Consider the following 17,960-nt stretch of genomic DNA (forward strand, 5'->3'; position numbering starts at 1 on the left):
CCCGATCCCCATCCAGTTGGTTGGCGGTCAAAATTCCTTTACTCCACCGAGCAGTTGCTCCAGTTCCGGCTCCAACATCGGCAACCTGTCCGGGATCGGGGGCAACGGACTGCTGGGCGTGGGGGTATTTCTGCATGATCTCAGCCCCTACTATGCCTGCACTACCAACGCAAACACAGGGTCTGGCAACCTTGCCCTGACCAGCATCGTCTCCAACCCCGTGGTCGCCTTCAGCAGCGACAACAACGGGACGATTCTGACCTTGCCCACCATTGCATCCACAGGACAAACCACAGCAAGCGGCACCCTGACCTTCGGCATCAACACCCAAGCCAACAATTCCCTCACGTCCGGTTATTCCGTGGTCCCTGTCCCCGCCTCGGGGCCGAATATAGGCAATTTTACGGCCAGCCTCTCGGGTCAGAGCGGAACCTATCCTGCCTCCTTCTTCGACAGCGGATCAAACCTGTATTTCATTCCCCTGACCGGCATTCCCACCAATTCCTCTGGGAATTATAACCCTCAGAGTCTGCAAACGATCACGGGCACGGCCACTTCCTTTGTCACCCTGTCCAATACCGCGCCACTCTCCTTCGGATTACTCGATATTACCAACTACCTGAACGGCGGAAATGTCGCCTTCAATGACAGCGGCTCGGACAATGGAGCCACGGCGGGGTCGGCAGATTTTGGCTTGCCCTACTTTTATGGCCATTCCATCATCAATGGGTTGAATGGTGCCCAGGCTACCCAGGGCAGCACCTCTTTTACCGGACCCTTCTATGCCGTCAAATGATTCATCCTCGAGAATGCTGCGCCTGAGCGGTGCCCTGCTGGCTTTCACGGGTATCGTCCTGGGGGCTTTCGGAGCCCATGCCTTGCGTTCGATTCTGGCGCCGCCTTTGCTGGAGGTATGGCATACCGGGGTGGAATATCAGTTGTGGAACGCCGTGGGACTGATCGGTCTGGGGGGGTGGACGGGCGTGGACATGCGCGGCCCTGGTCGACTGATCGGCGGAGGCGTTCTGGTGTTTTCAGGGTCCCTCTACCTATTGGCTTTGACCGGTGCCTCCTGGCTCGGAGCCGTTACGCCCCTAGGCGGATTGGCCATGCTGACAGGGTGGGCCTGGGTAAGCTGGAAAGTGGCTCGCCCCCGCTCCGAATAGAAAACCGAGTTTCGCCAATCCCTGAAAACTCACCGGATCTGTTAACGCAGGTGTTCGAGCACCCGCCGGGCAATGGCGCCAAGGGGCAGCACTTCATCCACCGCCCCCACTTCCACAGCGGCCCGCGGCATACCATACACCACGCTGGTGGCCTCATCCTGGGCGATGGTATAGGCGCCCGCCTGGCGCATCTGGAGCATTCCCTGGGCACCGTCCCGCCCCATGCCGGTCAATAGGACAACCAGCCCATTGGCCCCCACGCTTTGAACTGCGGACTGAAACAGCACATCCACCGAAGGGCGGTGGTGGTTGACCGGGGCATCACCTCCCAGACGAAGCATATATCCGGCTCCATTACGCGTTACACGCAAATGGGAATGTCCCGGCGCCACATAGACGTGACCAGACAAGACCCTTTCACCTTCTTCGGCCTCCTTGACATTCATGCGGCATAACCCATTCAGCCGGGCTGCAAAGGATTTGGTAAAGGCCTCCGGCATATGTTGGGTGATCAGAATGGCGGGGGCATCTGCGGGCATGGGCTCGAGAAATACCTTCAGGGCCTCGGTACCGCCTGTGGACGAGCCCACCAGAACAATTTTTTCAGGCCCGGAGAATTTTCCGGAGTGGCTGACTGAAGACACCGTACTCTGACCATGAATGCAACTTGAAGCACGGGCATGAAACGCCATGCGAATCTTGCCGGCAATTTCTTCCGCATACCCCTGCAATCCCGATGCCACATCGAGTTTGGGTTTGGCAATGAAATCCACCGCGCCCAATTCAAGGGCATTGAGGGCCACTTCGGACCCTCGCTCGGTCATGGATGAGATCATCAATACAGGCATGGGACGCAGACGCATCAAACGCTCGAGAAAGGTCAACCCGTCCATCTTGGGCATTTCCACGTCGAGGGTCAAGACATCAGGGTTCAATGCCTTGATCATGTCACGGGCCTGCAACGGATGAGCGGCTGCCCCCACGGCTTCCAAATCAGGAAAACTGCTCACCACCTCGGTCAAAATAGCCCGGATCAGGGCCGAGTCATCCACGATCAACACCCTGATCTTGCGTAACCCATTCACGATGGCTGTCCTATCTCTCATTCTTTTGGCCATAAGGAACTAGAACAGTTCCACTCCTCCTGAAATGTCCGTTCCGCGGATACGCTCACTGTAGCGTTGCTCACGGGTCACAATGGTATCGTTGTGAACCGAGCGCAGACGTTTGACCAGAATCTTGCCGGTATTGGGAAAGAAATAGACCTTGCGGGGATAAATGTCCATCAGATCCTGAGCCGTCACGGGGATATTTTCAGTCTGAAGATATTCCAGTATAAATTCCGCATTACGTTCCCCAATCCGGGCCGTGGTAAAACCGCGCAACACTTCTGCCCCCCCAAAAACCTTGGCCTCCAGATGATTGCGCCGGGCTCCTGCCTTGATCAGGCGGTTGATCATCAACTCCATGGCATAAGCGCCATAACGACCTGCCACGCTGAGCGGTGTTCCTCCCTCGCGCAGATCATCCGGCAACATAAAGTGATTCATCCCGCCCAATCCAGCCACTCGGTCCCACAGGCAGGCTGCCACACAGGATCCCAACACGGTCACCAGAACCATATCCCGTCCCGTCACATAATATTCCCCAGGCAGAATCTTGATCGCTTCCCGCTGAAACTGGCGATCAAAATAACCGTTCGGGGTAAAGATTTCCTGGCAGGACGTATCTGTCATCGTTGCTCGATTTGGTTGACCATTCCCGTTGCCTTGCTTGGAGAAAGTTGATATACGGTTTTACCCCGCAGGTGAAAAAAATCGCGGGCATGGTGAAAAATCTCGGAATGACCGGCATACAACAACCCTTCCGGATCAAGATACTGAGACATTTTTTTCAAGACTTTGTATTGAGTATCTTTATCAAAATAAATCATAACATTACGACAAAATATGGCATTCAGGGAAGAATGCAGCGGCCAATGAGTGTCCAGCAAATTCAGTTGAAAAAATGTCACCAAACGACGTACCTCAGGACGAATTCTAACCGACCCTGAATGTTTACCCACCCCTTTATGAAAAAACCGGTGCAGACGGGTTTCACTCAAGGTCAGGTTTTCTGCGGCATAGGTCCCTTGTTCAGCCTGAGCCAGGACATGAGTATCGATATCGGTGGCCTGGATCAAAACGGGAGGATTAGGGCCGAGGGTTTCCAATACCGTCATGGCCATGGAATAAGGTTCCTCCCCCGTAGAGCAGGCAGAACACCACAGACGAATGGGGGAACCCCGCGCGGCCAATCCCCGCAACTGTTGGGCCAACAACTCAAAATGATGGTTTTCGCGAAAAAACGAGGTGAGGTTGGTGGTCAGCGCGTTGATAAACCCCTCCCACTCTGAAGTCTCCCCTGTCAGGAAATTCTTCAAATAATCCTCAAAACTTTTTGCGCCCGTGGCGCGCAAACGTCGCGTCAGCCGGCTATAGACCAATTCTCGTTTGTTCTCACTCAGAGAAATGCCAGCCCGCTCATGAATCAGATTCCGCACCTGTTCAAAATCACGTTCGGTAAAACAAAATTCACGGGGTCTCACCATCACCTCTATCTCAGAACTCCTGCCAGTCACCATCCTCACTGTCCGCCGGTTTCTGAACTCCCAATACCATGGGACGCCTGGGTTCAGTACGTGCTTCCTGCGCCATCAAACGCGGAAAGTCCCTCATGGTTCGACTCAGATTGTGAATGGTTTTACCTGATGTCACAGGACTCTGATGAATCCTGAAGGTCCCCATCAAACGTTTGAGGCTCTCCGCCTGTTCTTCCAGGGAAGCCGCAGCAGCAGCTTCTTCTTCCACCAACGCAGCATTTTGCTGGGTCGTATCATCCATCTGGGTGATGCTCACATTGACTTGTTCGATACCCCGGCTTTGCTCTGTGGAAGCCGCCGCGATTTCTCCCATGATATCCGTGACCCGGGTCACAGAGAGCACCACATCGGTCATGGTACGACCGGCTTTTTCCACCAGGCCGACGCCCACTTCCACCTTGCCCACCGAATCCCCAATCAACCCCTTGATTTCTTTGGCTGCTGCCGCGCTACGCTGGGCCAGATTGCGTACTTCGCTGGCCACCACCGCGAAACCACGTCCCTGTTCCCCAGCCCGCGCAGCTTCCACTGCCGCATTCAAAGCCAGGATGTTGGTCTGAAAGGCAATGCCATCGATCACGCCAATGATATCAACGATCTTCTTGGAACAGGCCCCAATATCACCCATGGTCTGCACGACCTGCGCCACCACTGCTCCCCCCGTCGTCGCCACATCCTGGGCATTGCGTGCCAACTGGTTGGCCTGACGGGCATTTTCTGCATTCTGCTTGACCGTAGAGGTCAATTCTTCCATGCTGGCAGCGGTTTCTTCCAAACTGGCAGCTTGTTCCTCCGTTCGACTGGACAGGTCGGCACTGCCTGAGGCAAATTCCTTGCAGGCCGCATTGATGGTATCGGCGGAGTCATTGACTTGCTGGATGAGGGTTGCCAACTGCTCGACCGCCGCATTCACATCCTGTTTCATGCGTTCAAAGATCCCTTGGTAGTCGCGTGTAATGGACTGGGTCAAATCCCCCTGAGACAAGGATGAAAGAACGCGACTGACCTCTTTGAGGCTGCTGGAGGTACTGTTGATGAACCCATTGATTCCCTCCGATACCCGTAACAGAAACCCTTCCTTGCCCTCCACCGGAATCAATTTCGAGAAATCCCCTTGGACTGCGCTTTCAATCACTGAATTGACGTCCTCTTCCATCGCCAATTCGGCAGTCCGATCCAGCCATTCCACTACATAGCCCAGTCGTTCATTCCGTTCATTGAGCACGACACTGAAGGTAAGTTGAAAGGTATGCCCCCCCAATTCGAGACAAGTTTGTTGTGAATCCCGCAGTTGTTCCAGCAACCGACTCTGGTGAGCGGAATTTTCATAAAAATCATTGATGGAACTGCCAAGCAGGGCATCTGCCTCAAAACGTGGGAGATCACGACGAATATCCCCCTGTACCGCCCTGAGTAACTCATGAGCCGATTTGTTGACGAATATGATACGGTGCTGGAGGTCGGCGATCATGACGCTTGCGCTCACATTATTCAACCCCACCCGGACCCGTGAATTCTCATCCAGGAGACGCCTGCTTTCCATCACCTCAAAACCCATGCGCGTCTGCATGGACTTGATGGCATACATGAGTTGACCGATTTTATCCTTTTGCTCCACCACGATATTATTATCGTAATGACCCTGGGCAATGCGTGCCATCACTTCTGAAGCAGAACGCATGGAACGCGTCAGATACCTCATCAGCAATACCACCAGCAATATGGCCACCACCACGCTCAGGGCTCCAATACCCGCCTGAATCAAACGCAACAGATGCCGGCGATCCTGCTCCCGAGCATAGGCCGTACGCAGTGCATCCACCTCCCGATCATTCATGGTTTCCAGTTGCTGGTACATTTGAGCCTGCAATGTCCTCAGTTCTTGTCCCATGAGCGCTTTTGCACTGGCATGATCACCCTGATGCAAAAGGTCGAGCAAAGGATCCAGTCCCTGTCGCCCGTAACTTTCCAGAAGAATCTGTAAATCCTTCAATTGGGTTTTCGCTGGTTCATCTGCTGCCACATTCACACTCAGGCTGCTGAACAAAGCCTGGCTAACAACCTTGAAATCAGCGACAGAGTCATCCAGTTGATGAATGGGCAGGGGTTCTGGCGCGGCCCCCCCTTCCCGGTGCAGGATCTCTGGCTTGGTGCCCATGATCGGAGGCGCGGAAACGGCAGAATGATTCAGCAGATCACTCATCTGCAACTGGTTCTGGGCCACCAAAAATTTGAGTTCCACTAGATCATGCACAAAAATGACCCGTCGATTGACGATTTCATCCATGTTCGCTTCACTGACCTTCCCATCCCACCAGGTCAGGGCACCCACCGCCAACAAGGCGATCAGCATCGCCAGAAAAGACCACAGGATGCGCTGATTTTCGCTCAAGCCATGTCGCCAGCGCCGCAAATGGCCGCCCAGCACGCCCACTTTGACGACCCGACCTTCCTCGATACGCAGGCGACCCTGTTTCTTTTCCTTGAAGAGACGATAAATTCGTTCGGTCTCTTCGATTTTCTGACGACTGGGCTTGGTACGTACAGACAGATAGCCCACGCAGTCGCCCATCTCCTGAATGGGAGTGACATTAGCCTGGACCCAGTAAAAGTCTCCATTTTTTCGTCGGTTTTTGATCAATCCCGTCCAGGGCAAACCTTTCTCGAGGGTTTGCCATAGATCCCGAAAGACCTCTTCCGGCATATCCGGATGACGAACCAAATTATGCGGTTGACCAATCAATTCCTGTTCGGAACAACCACTGGCCTCGATAAAACAGGGATTGGCATAGGTCATGTGTCCCTTGAGATCCGTCTTCGATACCATGATGAAATTCTCACCGAATTCATATTCGACGTTGGTCACCGGTAGATTGATTCTCATACCCTATTCCCCTTGATAGATATTATTTATTGTTGGATCATTCATTCGCAGTTTTATCGATCAGCGCCATATCTTCGCTCTTCACCAAACGCTCGATGTCCACCAGAATCAACATGCGTTGGTCCAACGTTCCCAACCCCATCAGGTAATGAGTATCCAGGGTTGCCGTAAAACCAGGAACGGGACGAATCTGCTCGGGGGTCAGGGACAACACGTCGGAAACGCCATCCACCACCATCCCCACCAGCCGTCCGACCAGATACAGAATGATGACGACGGTAAATTCATCGTACCGGATGTCTCCCAAGTGAAAGCGCACCCTGAGATCGACGATGGGCACGATTTCTCCACGCAGGTTGATCACCCCCTTGATGAAATCCGGCGTATTGGCAATGCGGGTGACGGTTTCATAACCCCGAATTTCCTGAACCTTGAGGATATCGATCCCGTATTCCTCGCTACCCAGGGTGAATATCAGAAATTCGTTGGCAGTCACTGCAGGAGTCGGGTTATTCTGATTCATCATGATTCTCGTCATCCTTGTCCATCAAACCACTCCGGCCTGGGGAAACCGGCTTTCGTGCACAAAGGGTGCCGGATCCACGATCAAGGCGACCCGCCCATCGCCCAGAATGGTGGCTCCAGAAATCCCCACCAACCTGCGAAAATGGGTTTCCAGACTTTTGATCACTACTTGTTGTTGCCCCAGCAGGGCATCCACACACACCGCCACCTTGTGTCCTTCTGCTTCCACGATCACGGCAATGGGCGGATTTTCGGGAAAAAGGGATCGATCCCCAGGCACCGGAAACTTTTCACCCAACACGACCAGCGGAACATATTCTCCTCGTACTTGTAACAGACGTCCATCACCACTGATGGTACGGAGATTTTCCGAGGTCAATGGCACCGACTCCAGAATCGAGATCAAAGGAAGAACATAAACTTGTTCTCCCACTGCCACCAGAAGACCATCAAGAATGGCTAGGGTAAGGGGCAAACGAATGATCGTACGCATGCCCAGATCCACCGTCGAGTCGATCTCGATTCGCCCCCCCATCTGGTGGATATTGCGTTTGACCACATCCATGCCCACGCCCCGTCCCGAGACCTCCGTGATCTGATCGGTGGTGGAAAAACCGGGTTCAAAAATCAGATTCCATACCTCGGCATCTGTCATCGCATCATGACAGGGTAAACCCTGTTCACGTGCCTTGGACAGAATTTTGTCGCGTGGCAACCCCCCCCCATCGTCGCTCACTTCAATGACCACCGCTCCACCCTGATGGTAGGCGTTGAGGGTCACCATCCCGCAGGAAGGCTTGTGCAACCTATGGCGCCGTTCGGGCATTTCAATGCCATGATCCACACTGTTGCGAATCAAATGCATCAAAGGATCTGAAATTTTCTCGATCAATCCTTTATCGAGTTCCGTACCTTCTCCTAGCATTTTCAATTCCACCTGCTTCCCCATTTTACCGGCCAGGTCCCGAACCAGTCGGGGAAAACGGTTGAATACCACGGAAATCGGCAACATCCGTACCGACAGGATAGCTTCCTGCAAGTCGCGCGAATTGCGCTCTAACTGGCCTAGCGCCCTTTTCAGGGATTCATGACGTACTTCCTCCAGAGGCCCACTGGCTTGCATCAACATGGACTGAGTAATGATCAGTTCGCCCACCAGATTGATCAGTTGGTCCACTTTTTCCACCTTGACACGAATCGAGGGATCTGTGCCGACTCGATCGGCAGCTCGACGCCCCCAGGAAACCCGTTCGGGAACAGGATCCGTCTTTACTCCGGAACCAACGGAGTCCTGTCCGGCCCCCACAGGCTCAGAAGAAGGAACCGGGAAAACTTCCGCTGATGAAACAGGATCAACAAAAAAACCATAACCGAGGTCGGGTTCCGGCTTTACTTCACGGATGGATTCAAAAAAATCCTGACCTTCATCAAAAAATCCATAGCCCGGATCGTTCTGCACCACCGGTTCTGGAACCTTCTGTTTGATCCCTCCAGAAAAAACAGAAACCGATGCATGTTCCACCGGAAAGATGGGATTGGAATCCGAACCCACTGTACTGGCCAGAGCGGTCAATTTTTCCTGAACGCCCTGCACGGCATCCGGGTCCACACTTCCCTGTCCACGGTGAAAAGCCAACTGCATACGCAACACATCCCCAGCCTCCAGGAATGCATTGATCATCTCTTCTGTCAAGATTATTTCGCGTTTGCGCACCCGATCCAGCAAATTCTCCAGGACATGGGCGACTTCGGTCATATCGTTGAAACCAAAGGTGGCGGAGCCCCCCTTGATGGAATGAACCGCGCGAAAAATGGCATTCAGATCTTCGCCCACCGGGGCCATCCGGTCCACACCCAATAGTAGAGTTTCCAAGGCCAGCAGATGCTCCTCCGTTTCATCGAAGAACACCTGAAAAAACTGACTGAGATCAATACTCACAAATAGGGCCCGGATCAGGATTTGAAAACGGTTCGGGTCACCCGATACATTTATTGACCACTTCCAATAATTTTTGGGGATCGAAGGGTTTGACCAACCATCCCGTTGCCCCGGCGGCACGACCTTGAGATTTCATGGAATCACTGGACTCCGTGGTCAACATCAAAATGGGAATATGCTGGTACGCCGGCAGCATACGCAAGGTTTTTATCAAAGTCAGGCCATCCATCTTCGGCATATTCAGATCCGTCAATACCAGATCCACGGTCCTTTGACGGGCTTTGTCCAACCCTTCCTGACCATCTTCCGCCTCGATGACGTCATATCCCGCCCCCCTCAGGGTAAATCCGACCATTTGCCGGATGGAGGAAGAGTCATCCACCGTCAATATACTTTTGGCCACTCTCTTCTCCTTGACCGTCGATTCTAAAACAGTTCAATTTCACCGGATTCCCTGTCGTTCTGGCTCTCCAGATGGAACCTACGCGGGGGACCACTGTAACAGTTCCAAAGTTGTTTTTCTACCCTGATGAATTCATGGGGATCACCACTTCATACACGGAACCCCAAGTTTCTCCCGGTATTTCCCCTGTCTCCGGGTGCCAATAAATCGCGCCGCAACACCGGTTCACAATCATTACATAACGGACAGATTTTTTCGCCTCCCGAGCAAGGAAATCCCTAACATTCCATTTTTTCTCAAGCGCAAGCACCATGACCCCAGATTCATGCATCCGCGTTTTTGCCATTACCTCCCATCAACTGATCCTGGCAGGTTTGAACGCCCTGTTGACCGATCATCCGGGCAACTTTCTATGGCTGGGCGGACACCCGCCCACAGCCAGTCTCTTTCGCGAACTGGAACGACATCATCCCAAAATCGTCATCCTGGACGATGCTTCCCTGAACACCCTCCCCACACTATCCGCGTACCTGGCCGAGCATCATGTCGAACTGATCCTGTTGACCCAGTCTGAGGAACTGAAGGGAATGGAGGCGCAAATCCAACAGGGGGTTTTGGGAATCGTCCATGTTTCCGAACCTCTTGGTTCCATTTTGGGGGCGCTCCACGCCGTATCCCAGCAACATCTCTGGGTACCGGCACGTCTGCGCGAGCGACTTCTCACCAAGGCTTTCTCGTCCATAGCTCAAAAGTCCGATAACAATTCATCCGGGTTTTTTGACTTGAGTACCAAGGAAAAGGAACTGATTCGTTTGATCGTTCATCACCCGGAAGCCAAGGCGTTGGCTCTGGGGGAATGGTTGGGCATTCAGGAATCCACCTTGCGCAACCGACTCTCACGCATCTATCAAAAACTACACCTGCATGGCCGCGCTTCGTTGGTCATGTTTGCCCAGCAATACCACCTCGACTGACTCATTTTTGCAGGGTCCGTGCCGTTTTTTGTGCCTGCTCCACGGCAGCCCTGGCCTCGGGCGGCATGTAGTTCTCATCATGTTTGGCCAATACTTCAGTAGCCACAAACTGTCCATTTCCTAAATTTCCTTCTGCCACTACGCCCCGTCCTTCCTTGAATAAGTCAGGCAGAATGCCCCGGTAGGAAACCGCGATTTCATTGACGGTATCCGTGACAATGAAATGAGCCACGAGGTCATGCCGCTGCAAAGACCCCGTTTTGACCAGTCCGCCAATGCGAAAAGCCCGGTCTTTCGGTGCTTCTCCGCGCACGATCTGAGTGGGGGTATAGAAAAAAACCAGATTGCTGCGAAAGGCATTGAGTACCAGAGCCACGGCTACCCCAAGTACCACCACCGCCCCGAAAATCAGCGCCAACCGTTTATGACGAGGTTTCATCCGTTCAACTCCTGTTTGGGTAAACGAGACTGAATGGTGCGCAAGCGCTGGCGCACCCACAGGGACTCGATGAGCATGCCCAAGGCACAGGCGCCAAAACTGCCCCATACATAAAGACCATACCCGCGCATGGTCAGAAAATCCTGCAAACTAGTCCACTGCATTACGTTTCACCCATTCGTTTGTCAACTCTCGTTCCAGAATGATACACCGGACCCTCGTCAAAACCACGGCAATGGCGTAGGACCAGAACCCCAATGCCATGATCAACATGCCTTCCAGCATGATATGCGCCATGCTGGGGGCCTTGGTCAGGGATACGGAAGCGCCCTGATGCAGGGTATTCCACCATTGCACCGAAAAATAGATGATCGGAATATTGACCACACCGACCAAAGCCAGCAACGCCCCTGCCCGGTCAGCCCGACGCGGGTCATCAATAGCCGACTGCAGGGCAATGAAGCCCAGATACAGAAAAAACAGGATCAACTGTGACGTGAGGCGGGCATCCCAAACCCACCAGGCTCCCCACATGGGTTTGCCCCAGAGTGCGCCCGTCCACAGGGAAAGAAAAGCGAAAAGAGCGCCAGTGGGTGCCAGCGCTGCAGTTAACATGCCGGATAATCGGGTATTGAAAGCCAAGCCCAGGGCCGACCAAAAGGCCATGACGCAGTAAATGAACATGGACAACCAGCTGGCAGGTACATGGACAAAAATGATGCGGTACCCTTCACTCTGCTGTGCGTCGGTGGGTGCCACAAACAGTCCGATCCACAATCCCCAAGCGATCAACAGAACCGACAGCCCGGAAAACCAGGGAATCAAACGTCCTGCCAGAGGATAAAATGTGGCAGGAGAGGCATATTTGTACCAGTTGATAACCGAGTTGCTCATGGGAAATCTTACTCCAGTGCAATACGTAACGCCAGGGATGTCACCCAGGGAGAAAAAAACACGCTCAGAACCAGCAAGGCCCCCAGCAAGGATAAATGCCCCTGCGGGCTGATGCCGGACAGATCTGCTTCCACGGCTCCTGCGCCAAAGATCAAAGCAGGAATGTACAACGGCAGAATGAGCAACGACAAGAGGGCCCCGCCCCCCCGCAGACCCAGGGTCAGTGCCGCGCCCAGAGCCCCCACCGCCGACAGGATAGGCGTTCCGAGCAGAAGGGACAAGACCAGGATACCCAGGGAACGAGCGGGCAGGTCAAACTGGAGACCCAACAGGGGAGCCATGAGTACGACGGGCAGACCACAAACCAACCAGTGGGTCACCATTTTACCCGCCACCAACCAGGCCAGGGGCACCGGAGAAAGGGCCATTTGTTCCAGGGTTCCATCGCCATGATCCGAGGAAAACAAGCGCTGCAGCCCCAACAAGGTGGAGAGCAATGCCCCGATCCACAATACTCCCGGCGCGATTTTGCGTAGTAAAGACACTTCCGGTCCAACCCCCAGGGGCAGCAGGTTGGTAACCATGACAAAAAAGAATAAAGCCGTCAGCCATTCACTCTTGTGCCGGGTCGCCAGCACCAGGTCCCGCCTCATGGAAGTCCAAAACCCCGTCATCATAACGCAATGCTCATGCCCGGGCGCAAACCCAAGGTTTGATGACTGGTGAGTATGGCACTGCCTCCCCGTTCCAGATGATCTTCAATGACCGTGGAAAGAAACTGGGTCGCATGAGTATCCAGGGCCGTATAAGGTTCATCGAGAATCCATACTTGTGCCGGACGGATGAGCAAACGTGCCAATAAAACACGCCGCCGTTGCCCTGCAGAAAGATAGCGAACCGGAAGATGCTCCCGCTCCTGCAAACCAAAACGATGCAGTGCTTCCATCAAAGCTGCTTCATCCACTGGAAAAGCTTCCAGCCCAAGACTGAAACGCAGGTTTTCCAGCGGGGTCAACTCTTCCTTGAGGGCCGCATGATGACCCAGATAGAGCAGAGCGCGCTGCCATTCGGCACGGCATTCCTGCACATCCTGGCCCTGCCAGGTCAAAGTTCCTTCCCGAGGTTGGACGAGCCCCGCCAAAACCCGCAGCAAAGTGGTCTTGCCTGCCCCATTGGGGCCTTGGATCTGTATCCATTGTCCTTCCGGCAGCGTGAAGGAAAGCCCCGAGAAAAGGGTGCGTGCGCCACGCTGACAGGTCAGTTGTGCCACAGCAAGCATATAACCGTTCTCGGCTCAGGGCTGCACTTGGTTAATGACCAGTTCCACCCCATGCGCTCCTGGTTTGAGCGGCAAGGTCGCTCCGAACAGGTCGCCGCTTGAAGGCATGGGATTACCCGATTGCGTCACCCGAACTTCCACCCGCACCAGATCCACCGACGAAAGGTTGAACTGAGGACTCATGGCCTGAGCATCGGTCAACTGAAATTTGAGGGGCCAGGACCCTACCGTGGTTCGAATCACTGCCAGAGGCATGGGAGGACCTTGTACTGCCTTGGCAAAAATGAACAGGGTTTCTCCCGGGGTGATCTTGTCCTTGAGCGCAGGATCCAGCGTCACTTCCCCACTGATGCTGCTGGCTGCAGCCCCTTTTTGAGCCTGGGGCTTGACGGGTCCTTCCGGCCCTGCGAAGGAATCTGCGGTCACCGGGGCCAGTTTGAGTTGTGCCCGTGCCTTGTTGAGTTGTTCCAGGACAAAGGAGGAATCCTGGGAACTCGGTTCCAACAGGGGCATCAACTTGCTCCAGTAGGACACCGCCAGAGCGTATTGCTGAGTGATGAAAGCAAAACTCCCGGCCATGAAGAGTCCCTTGCCATTACCCGGTTCCAGTTTGAGAGCATTCATGACCCAGGTATTGGACTCGATCATCTGCTTGTCATCGCCCCGCACCTGAGCATCCGCTGCCAATGCCTCGGCATAATCCACCATCAATTCCGGATCATTGGCCATTTCTTTCTTCAGATGGCCAAAAGCCTTGATGGCTTCTCCCGGTTTGTCCAAATTCATGTAGGAACGTCCAAGCATGGCCCATCCCTGTGGGTTATCGGGGTTTTTGGCCAACTTCTCGGCCAGGGCCTTGACCATGTTATTGATCTTGGCGGGGGTCATTTGCTGCGCTGGGGCTGCTGCCATTTCCGCCGGTTGGAGATCGAGGGCTTCAGGATGCCCGCGCCAAAGATACATCCCGATGCTGGCCAATGGAATCAACGCCAGGAGCAGCAGCGCAGTCGTTCGGCCGTGCACCCGATCCGTCACTTCCGGCATGACTTCCGTATCCTCCAGAAGACGGCGTTCCACCTCTTCGCGCGCCTGGTCATAGTCCTGATCGGCCAAACTGCCATCGGCCCGCTCAGCCTCCAATTCCTGCAACTGGTCACGATAGACGGCGGCATTGAGCGCTTTGCGATGGTCGCTGACCACGCTCCCTCGGATCAAGGAAAAAACGAGATAACACAGAATGAGCAGGGTCAATCCCCCGCTCGCCAGAATAAATACGGTCATGGTTGGTCGCGCAGGAGCGCCTCGATCTGTTGTTTTTGTGCGGAGGAAAGGGGGAGTTCAGGAGGCCGTTGCAGAATCCTGCGACGCAATACCCAGCCCAAAAGTCCCACCGCCCCCAGCATGAGAATGAAAGGACCAAACCAGAGTACCCAGGTTGATGGCTTGACCGGGGGACGATAGCGCACGAAGTCCCCATAGCGCGCAACCATGTAGTCTGTCACTTCCTGATCCGTTTTGCCTTGGCGAATCTGATCACGGATCTCGCGGCGCAGGTCTTTGGCCAGATCGGCCTGGGACGCTGCCAGAGATTCGTTCTGACACACCAGACAGCGCATATCTTCGGCAATCACCAGCAAGCGCTTTTCCACTGCAGGATCATCAGCCAAAGGCTTGGCTTCTTCGGCGTGAGAAAACCCCCAGGGCCCCATCAACCCAAACCCCAGCAGCAGGACAGGGAAGTATTTGCGCCATTTCACACTGCTCATTTCTGTAATTTCTCCAGTAGGGGCAGCAGGGTTTTCTGCAGGACATCTTCCGTAATGGGTCCAATCTGCTTGTAACGAATCACGCCATTGCCATCGATGACATAGGTTTCAGGCACGCCATAGACTCCATAATCGATGCCCACCCGTCCATCCTGATCCATGGCGGTCAAGGTGTAGGGGTTTCCATATTGATCCACCCACTTGCGCCCGGCATCAGGGTCATCCTTGTAGTCCAGTCCCACCAGAGGAACCTGATGAAGACGAGCATATTTCAGCAGAATCGGGTGCTCTTCACGACAGGATACGCACCAGGAAGCCCAGACGTTGAGCATCCAGACCTTGCCCCGGTAATCCGCCGGCGAAAAAGTTCCCTCACCTTCCAGAAGCGGCAGACGAAAACTCGGTGCGGGCTTGCCGATAAAGGGCGACGGCACTTCATGGGGGTCATGCTGAAGGCCAAGTCCCATGAACAGTGCCAGCCCCACGAAGACACCCAGGGGAACCAGAAACCAGACATTGAAACGCGCAGACTTTCTGACCTCTACGGATTCCGGTTGAGACATATCCGACTCGGGATTCGTTCCAGTCATACGGTCACCTCGTGCTGCACTGCCATTTCTTGCCGTGCAGCCTTGGCCTGCACGCGATAACGCCGATCCGATGCCGCCACCGCACCTCCCAGAGCCATCAGAACACAACCAGCCCAGATCCAGTTGACAAAGGGCTTGTAATAGATACGCACGCTCCAAGCCCCATTATCCAGGGGTTCCCCAAGGGAAACATACAGATCACGGGAGATCGTGGAATGGATGGCGGCTTCGGTCATAGGCATGGGCGAAGAAAAATAGGTCCGTTTTTCCGGCTCCAGCAATCCTTCCACCTTGCCGTTTTCGCTGTAGGTCACTGCGCCACGCAAGGCGCTGTAATTGGGTCCCGGCACCGGTTCCACCCCCACCAGACGGAAAGTTGTTCCCTTGAGCGTCAGGGTGTCCCCCGGCCCCATGCGCACATCCCGTTCAATTTCATAACCCTTGATCAGGGTCACGCCCACCACAAAAACCGCCATGCCAAAATGGGCTGTCTGCATGCCAATGAACCAGCGCGGAATTGTTTTGAGATGGCGCCAGGACCAGACCTGGCGGGCAATACTGGTGGCCAGCCAGGCCGCCGTGGCGATTCCCAATGCCGACAACAGGCTGAACGCCCCCATCAGAAAAGGAACCACGATGCCCACCACCAGGGCGATGACCATATCCAGCCGCACCTCGCGCAGAATATCCTTCAAATTCGCGCGCTTCCAGTGCGCCAGCGTCCCGATGGGCAGAATCAGCAGCAGAGGAATCATGAGGGGCACGAACACCGTATTGAAGTACGGGGGACCGACGGACAATTTGCCCATCCCCAGGGCATCGATCACCATGGGATAGATGGTGCCCAATAACACGGCGGCGGCAGCCACAGCCAGCAGGACATTATTGAGCAGAATGAAGGATTCTCTGGAGACCAGTTGGAAGCGCCCTCCCTCACCCACTGCAGGAGCGCGCCAGGCAAACAGGGTCAGAGAGCCGCCAATCACCAGGGAAAGGAAGAGCAGGACGAAGATCCCCCGCTTGGGATCCGAGGCAAAGGCATGAACCGAATTCAATACCCCGGAACGGACAATGAAGGTCCCCACCAGCGAGAGGGAAAAAGCCGCAATGGCCAGCAATACCGTCCACCGTTTAAAGGCACCGCGCTTTTCCGTGACCACCAATGAATGAATGAGGGCCGTACCCACCAACCAGGGCATGAAGGAAGCATTTTCCACCGGATCCCAGAACCACCATCCCCCCCAACCCAATTCATAATAAGCCCAGCGTGAGCCAAAACAGATCCCCAAAGTCAAGAATACCCAGGCGGCCAAAGTCCAGGGACGGGACCAACGGGCCCAGGTGGCATCCAGTTTTCCTGAAATCAGCGCGGATAAGGCAAAGGCAAAAGCCACCGAAAATCCCACATAACCCATGTACAGCATGGGTGGGTGGTACACCAATCCGGGATCTTGCAGGAGCGGGTTGAGATCCCGTCCTTCCAGAGCCGCCGGAAAAAGACGGTCGAAGGGATTGGAAGTCAGAAGAATGAAGAGCAGAAAACCCGTGATGACCAGGCCCAGCACCCCCAACGCACGGGCCACCACAGGATCAGGGAGACGGCGGGAAAAAATGGCAACGGCGGCGCTCCAGGTACTCAATAAAAGCACCCATAACAACAGCGAACCTTCATGCCCTCCCCATACGGCAGAAAACTGGTACTGCACCGGCAACTTCGAGTTGGAGTGCTGTGCCACGTAAAGTACCGAGAAATCGTTGTGCACAAAGGACCATGCCAGACAGCCGAAGGAAACGGCCATGGCCAGCAACAGGGTCAAGGCAAGGGGGCGCGACAAACCAATCCATGAAGCCACGCCACGTTGCGCGCCCACCAGAGAAAAAGTCGCCATGCCCATAGCCAAGGTCAGTGCCAATATCAGTGAATAATGTCCAAGTTCCGGGGCCATGAGATCTCCCAAAGGGGCTATAATTTCCGTAAAGTTCGTAAGTGTACCTCACCCCGAACAGGGATGGGGAATCGGGGAAGCCCCCAGTTCAAGTCTCGAGGGAGGATCATTCATGTTTACCCATCTACTCATCGCCACGGATGGTTCGGAACTTTCGCATAAAGCGTTGAATGGAGGGTTGAGTTTGGCCAAATCCTTACAGGCCAAGGTCACGGTTTACTGTGCAGTCATTCAATACCTACCCACCACCGAGTTTGTCGTGGATTCTCCACTGGAAATCATGAAGCAACTGGAGGGCTTGGCCGATCAATATCTAGCGAATGCCCAAACCCTGGCGAGTTCGCAGGAGGTCTCCATTGAAACCCGCAAGTCCGTAGAGTATTCCGTTTATGAAGGCATTATCGAATGCGCGCGCATCCAAGGGTGCGACCTCATCCTAATGGCCTCCCACGGACGACGGGGACTGACCGGGTTGATATTGGGGAGCGAAACACAAAAAGTCCTGACTCACTCC

At 54.4% G+C, this 17,960-nt stretch carries 20 protein-coding genes; 4 read left to right on the forward strand and 16 right to left on the reverse strand.

Translation table 11 applies throughout. The features are described 5' to 3' along the window. Positions 1 to 796, forward strand: a 796-nt coding sequence (locus tag IV91_RS0104080) for a DUF3443 family protein (protein WP_031596236.1), incomplete at its 5' end; no start/stop codon positions are given. Positions 797 to 809: 13 nt separating this feature from the next. Then, a complete protein-coding gene (locus IV91_RS0104085) occupies positions 810 to 1,166 on the forward strand; it encodes a DUF423 domain-containing protein (RefSeq protein ID WP_031596237.1) in 357 nt (118 codons plus the stop codon). A 41-nt stretch (positions 1,167 to 1,207) separates the two neighbouring features. Here IV91_RS0104085 and IV91_RS0104090 read toward each other — a convergent pair whose 3' ends face one another. From IV91_RS0104090 to IV91_RS0104120, 7 genes are read right to left on the reverse strand one after another with little or no spacing between them, the layout of a single operon-like run. Further along, on the reverse strand, positions 1,208 to 2,272 hold the full coding sequence (locus IV91_RS0104090) for a protein-glutamate methylesterase/protein-glutamine glutaminase (protein ID WP_031596238.1): 1,065 nt from the start codon (positions 2,270 to 2,272) through the stop codon (positions 1,208 to 1,210). 18 nt (positions 2,273 to 2,290) lie between these two features. Continuing rightward, positions 2,291 to 2,902, reverse strand: coding sequence for a chemoreceptor glutamine deamidase CheD (cheD, locus tag IV91_RS0104095; RefSeq protein ID WP_031596239.1), 612 nt, complete (start codon positions 2,900 to 2,902; stop codon positions 2,291 to 2,293). Then, the gene (locus tag IV91_RS0104100) at positions 2,899 to 3,756 is read right to left on the reverse strand and encodes a CheR family methyltransferase (RefSeq protein ID WP_150112374.1); all 858 of its coding nucleotides are present in this window, start codon (positions 3,754 to 3,756) and stop codon (positions 2,899 to 2,901) included. Before IV91_RS0104100 ends, cheD begins: the two co-directional genes overlap by 4 nt. Positions 3,757 to 3,766: 10 nt before the next feature. Further along, positions 3,767 to 6,691: a methyl-accepting chemotaxis protein gene (locus tag IV91_RS19590; protein WP_051862040.1), complete on the reverse strand. Its 2,925-nt coding sequence runs from the start codon at positions 6,689 to 6,691 to the stop codon at positions 3,767 to 3,769. Positions 6,692 to 6,728: 37 nt separating this feature from the next. Next, positions 6,729 to 7,217 (reverse strand): chemotaxis protein CheW, encoded by a 489-nt coding sequence (locus tag IV91_RS0104110; protein ID WP_031596242.1) that lies wholly within the window; start codon positions 7,215 to 7,217, stop codon positions 6,729 to 6,731. Between the two features lie 21 nt (positions 7,218 to 7,238). Next, positions 7,239 to 9,155, reverse strand: coding sequence for a chemotaxis protein CheA (locus IV91_RS0104115; RefSeq protein WP_035417113.1), 1,917 nt, complete (start codon positions 9,153 to 9,155; stop codon positions 7,239 to 7,241). A 37-nt stretch (positions 9,156 to 9,192) separates the two neighbouring features. Then, a complete protein-coding gene (locus IV91_RS0104120) occupies positions 9,193 to 9,558 on the reverse strand; it encodes a response regulator (protein ID WP_031596245.1) in 366 nt (121 codons plus the stop codon). A gap of 311 nt (positions 9,559 to 9,869) precedes the next feature. Between IV91_RS0104120 and IV91_RS0104130 the strand changes: the two genes are divergently transcribed. Next, on the forward strand, positions 9,870 to 10,532 hold the full coding sequence (locus tag IV91_RS0104130) for a helix-turn-helix transcriptional regulator (RefSeq protein WP_031596247.1): 663 nt from the start codon (positions 9,870 to 9,872) through the stop codon (positions 10,530 to 10,532). Position 10,533: 1 nt separating this feature from the next. On the opposite strand, the gene ccmE is transcribed toward IV91_RS0104130, so the two are convergent. Genes ccmE through IV91_RS0104175 form a run of 9 tightly spaced genes read right to left on the reverse strand, consistent with a single transcriptional unit; the run spans position 10,534 to position 17,446 of the window. Beyond that, on the reverse strand, positions 10,534 to 10,971 hold the full coding sequence (ccmE, locus tag IV91_RS0104135; RefSeq protein ID WP_031596248.1) for a cytochrome c maturation protein CcmE: 438 nt from the start codon (positions 10,969 to 10,971) through the stop codon (positions 10,534 to 10,536). Further along, entirely contained in the window at positions 10,968 to 11,135 is a 168-nt protein-coding gene (ccmD, locus tag IV91_RS17070; protein ID WP_082783404.1) for a heme exporter protein CcmD, read from the reverse strand. The genes ccmE and ccmD overlap by 4 nt, the downstream gene beginning before the upstream one ends. Continuing rightward, complete coding sequence (gene ccmC, locus IV91_RS0104145) at positions 11,122 to 11,865, reverse strand: heme ABC transporter permease CcmC (protein ID WP_031596250.1); 744 nt, start codon at positions 11,863 to 11,865, stop codon at positions 11,122 to 11,124. Before ccmC ends, ccmD begins: the two co-directional genes overlap by 14 nt. 8 nt (positions 11,866 to 11,873) lie before the next feature. After that, positions 11,874 to 12,539: a heme exporter protein CcmB gene (ccmB, locus tag IV91_RS0104150; protein ID WP_150112376.1), complete on the reverse strand. Its 666-nt coding sequence runs from the start codon at positions 12,537 to 12,539 to the stop codon at positions 11,874 to 11,876. Beyond that, positions 12,539 to 13,144, reverse strand: a complete 606-nt coding sequence (ccmA, locus tag IV91_RS0104155) for a cytochrome c biogenesis heme-transporting ATPase CcmA (RefSeq protein WP_031596252.1) — start codon at positions 13,142 to 13,144, stop codon at positions 12,539 to 12,541. The genes ccmB and ccmA overlap by 1 nt, the downstream gene beginning before the upstream one ends. A gap of 15 nt (positions 13,145 to 13,159) precedes the next feature. After that, entirely contained in the window at positions 13,160 to 14,425 is a 1,266-nt protein-coding gene (gene ccmI, locus IV91_RS0104160) for a c-type cytochrome biogenesis protein CcmI (protein WP_031596254.1), read from the reverse strand. Next, the gene (locus IV91_RS0104165; RefSeq protein WP_031596256.1) at positions 14,422 to 14,910 is read right to left on the reverse strand and encodes a cytochrome c-type biogenesis protein; all 489 of its coding nucleotides are present in this window, start codon (positions 14,908 to 14,910) and stop codon (positions 14,422 to 14,424) included. The genes ccmI and IV91_RS0104165 overlap by 4 nt, the downstream gene beginning before the upstream one ends. After that, the gene (locus IV91_RS0104170; protein WP_051862045.1) at positions 14,907 to 15,473 is read right to left on the reverse strand and encodes a DsbE family thiol:disulfide interchange protein; all 567 of its coding nucleotides are present in this window, start codon (positions 15,471 to 15,473) and stop codon (positions 14,907 to 14,909) included. The genes IV91_RS0104165 and IV91_RS0104170 overlap by 4 nt, the downstream gene beginning before the upstream one ends. Before the next feature lie 23 nt (positions 15,474 to 15,496). Continuing rightward, positions 15,497 to 17,446 (reverse strand): heme lyase CcmF/NrfE family subunit, encoded by a 1,950-nt coding sequence (locus IV91_RS0104175; protein ID WP_051862047.1) that lies wholly within the window; start codon positions 17,444 to 17,446, stop codon positions 15,497 to 15,499. 112 nt (positions 17,447 to 17,558) lie between these two features. On the opposite strand from IV91_RS0104175, the gene IV91_RS0104180 reads away from it, so the two are divergent. After that, a partial coding sequence (locus tag IV91_RS0104180) for a universal stress protein (RefSeq protein WP_031596261.1) occupies positions 17,559 to 17,960 on the forward strand: 402 nt, incomplete at its 3' end.

The sequence above is a fragment of the Ferrovum myxofaciens genome (assembly GCF_000735045.1).
GTDB classification, from domain to species: domain Bacteria; phylum Pseudomonadota; class Gammaproteobacteria; order Burkholderiales; family Ferrovaceae; genus Ferrovum; species Ferrovum myxofaciens.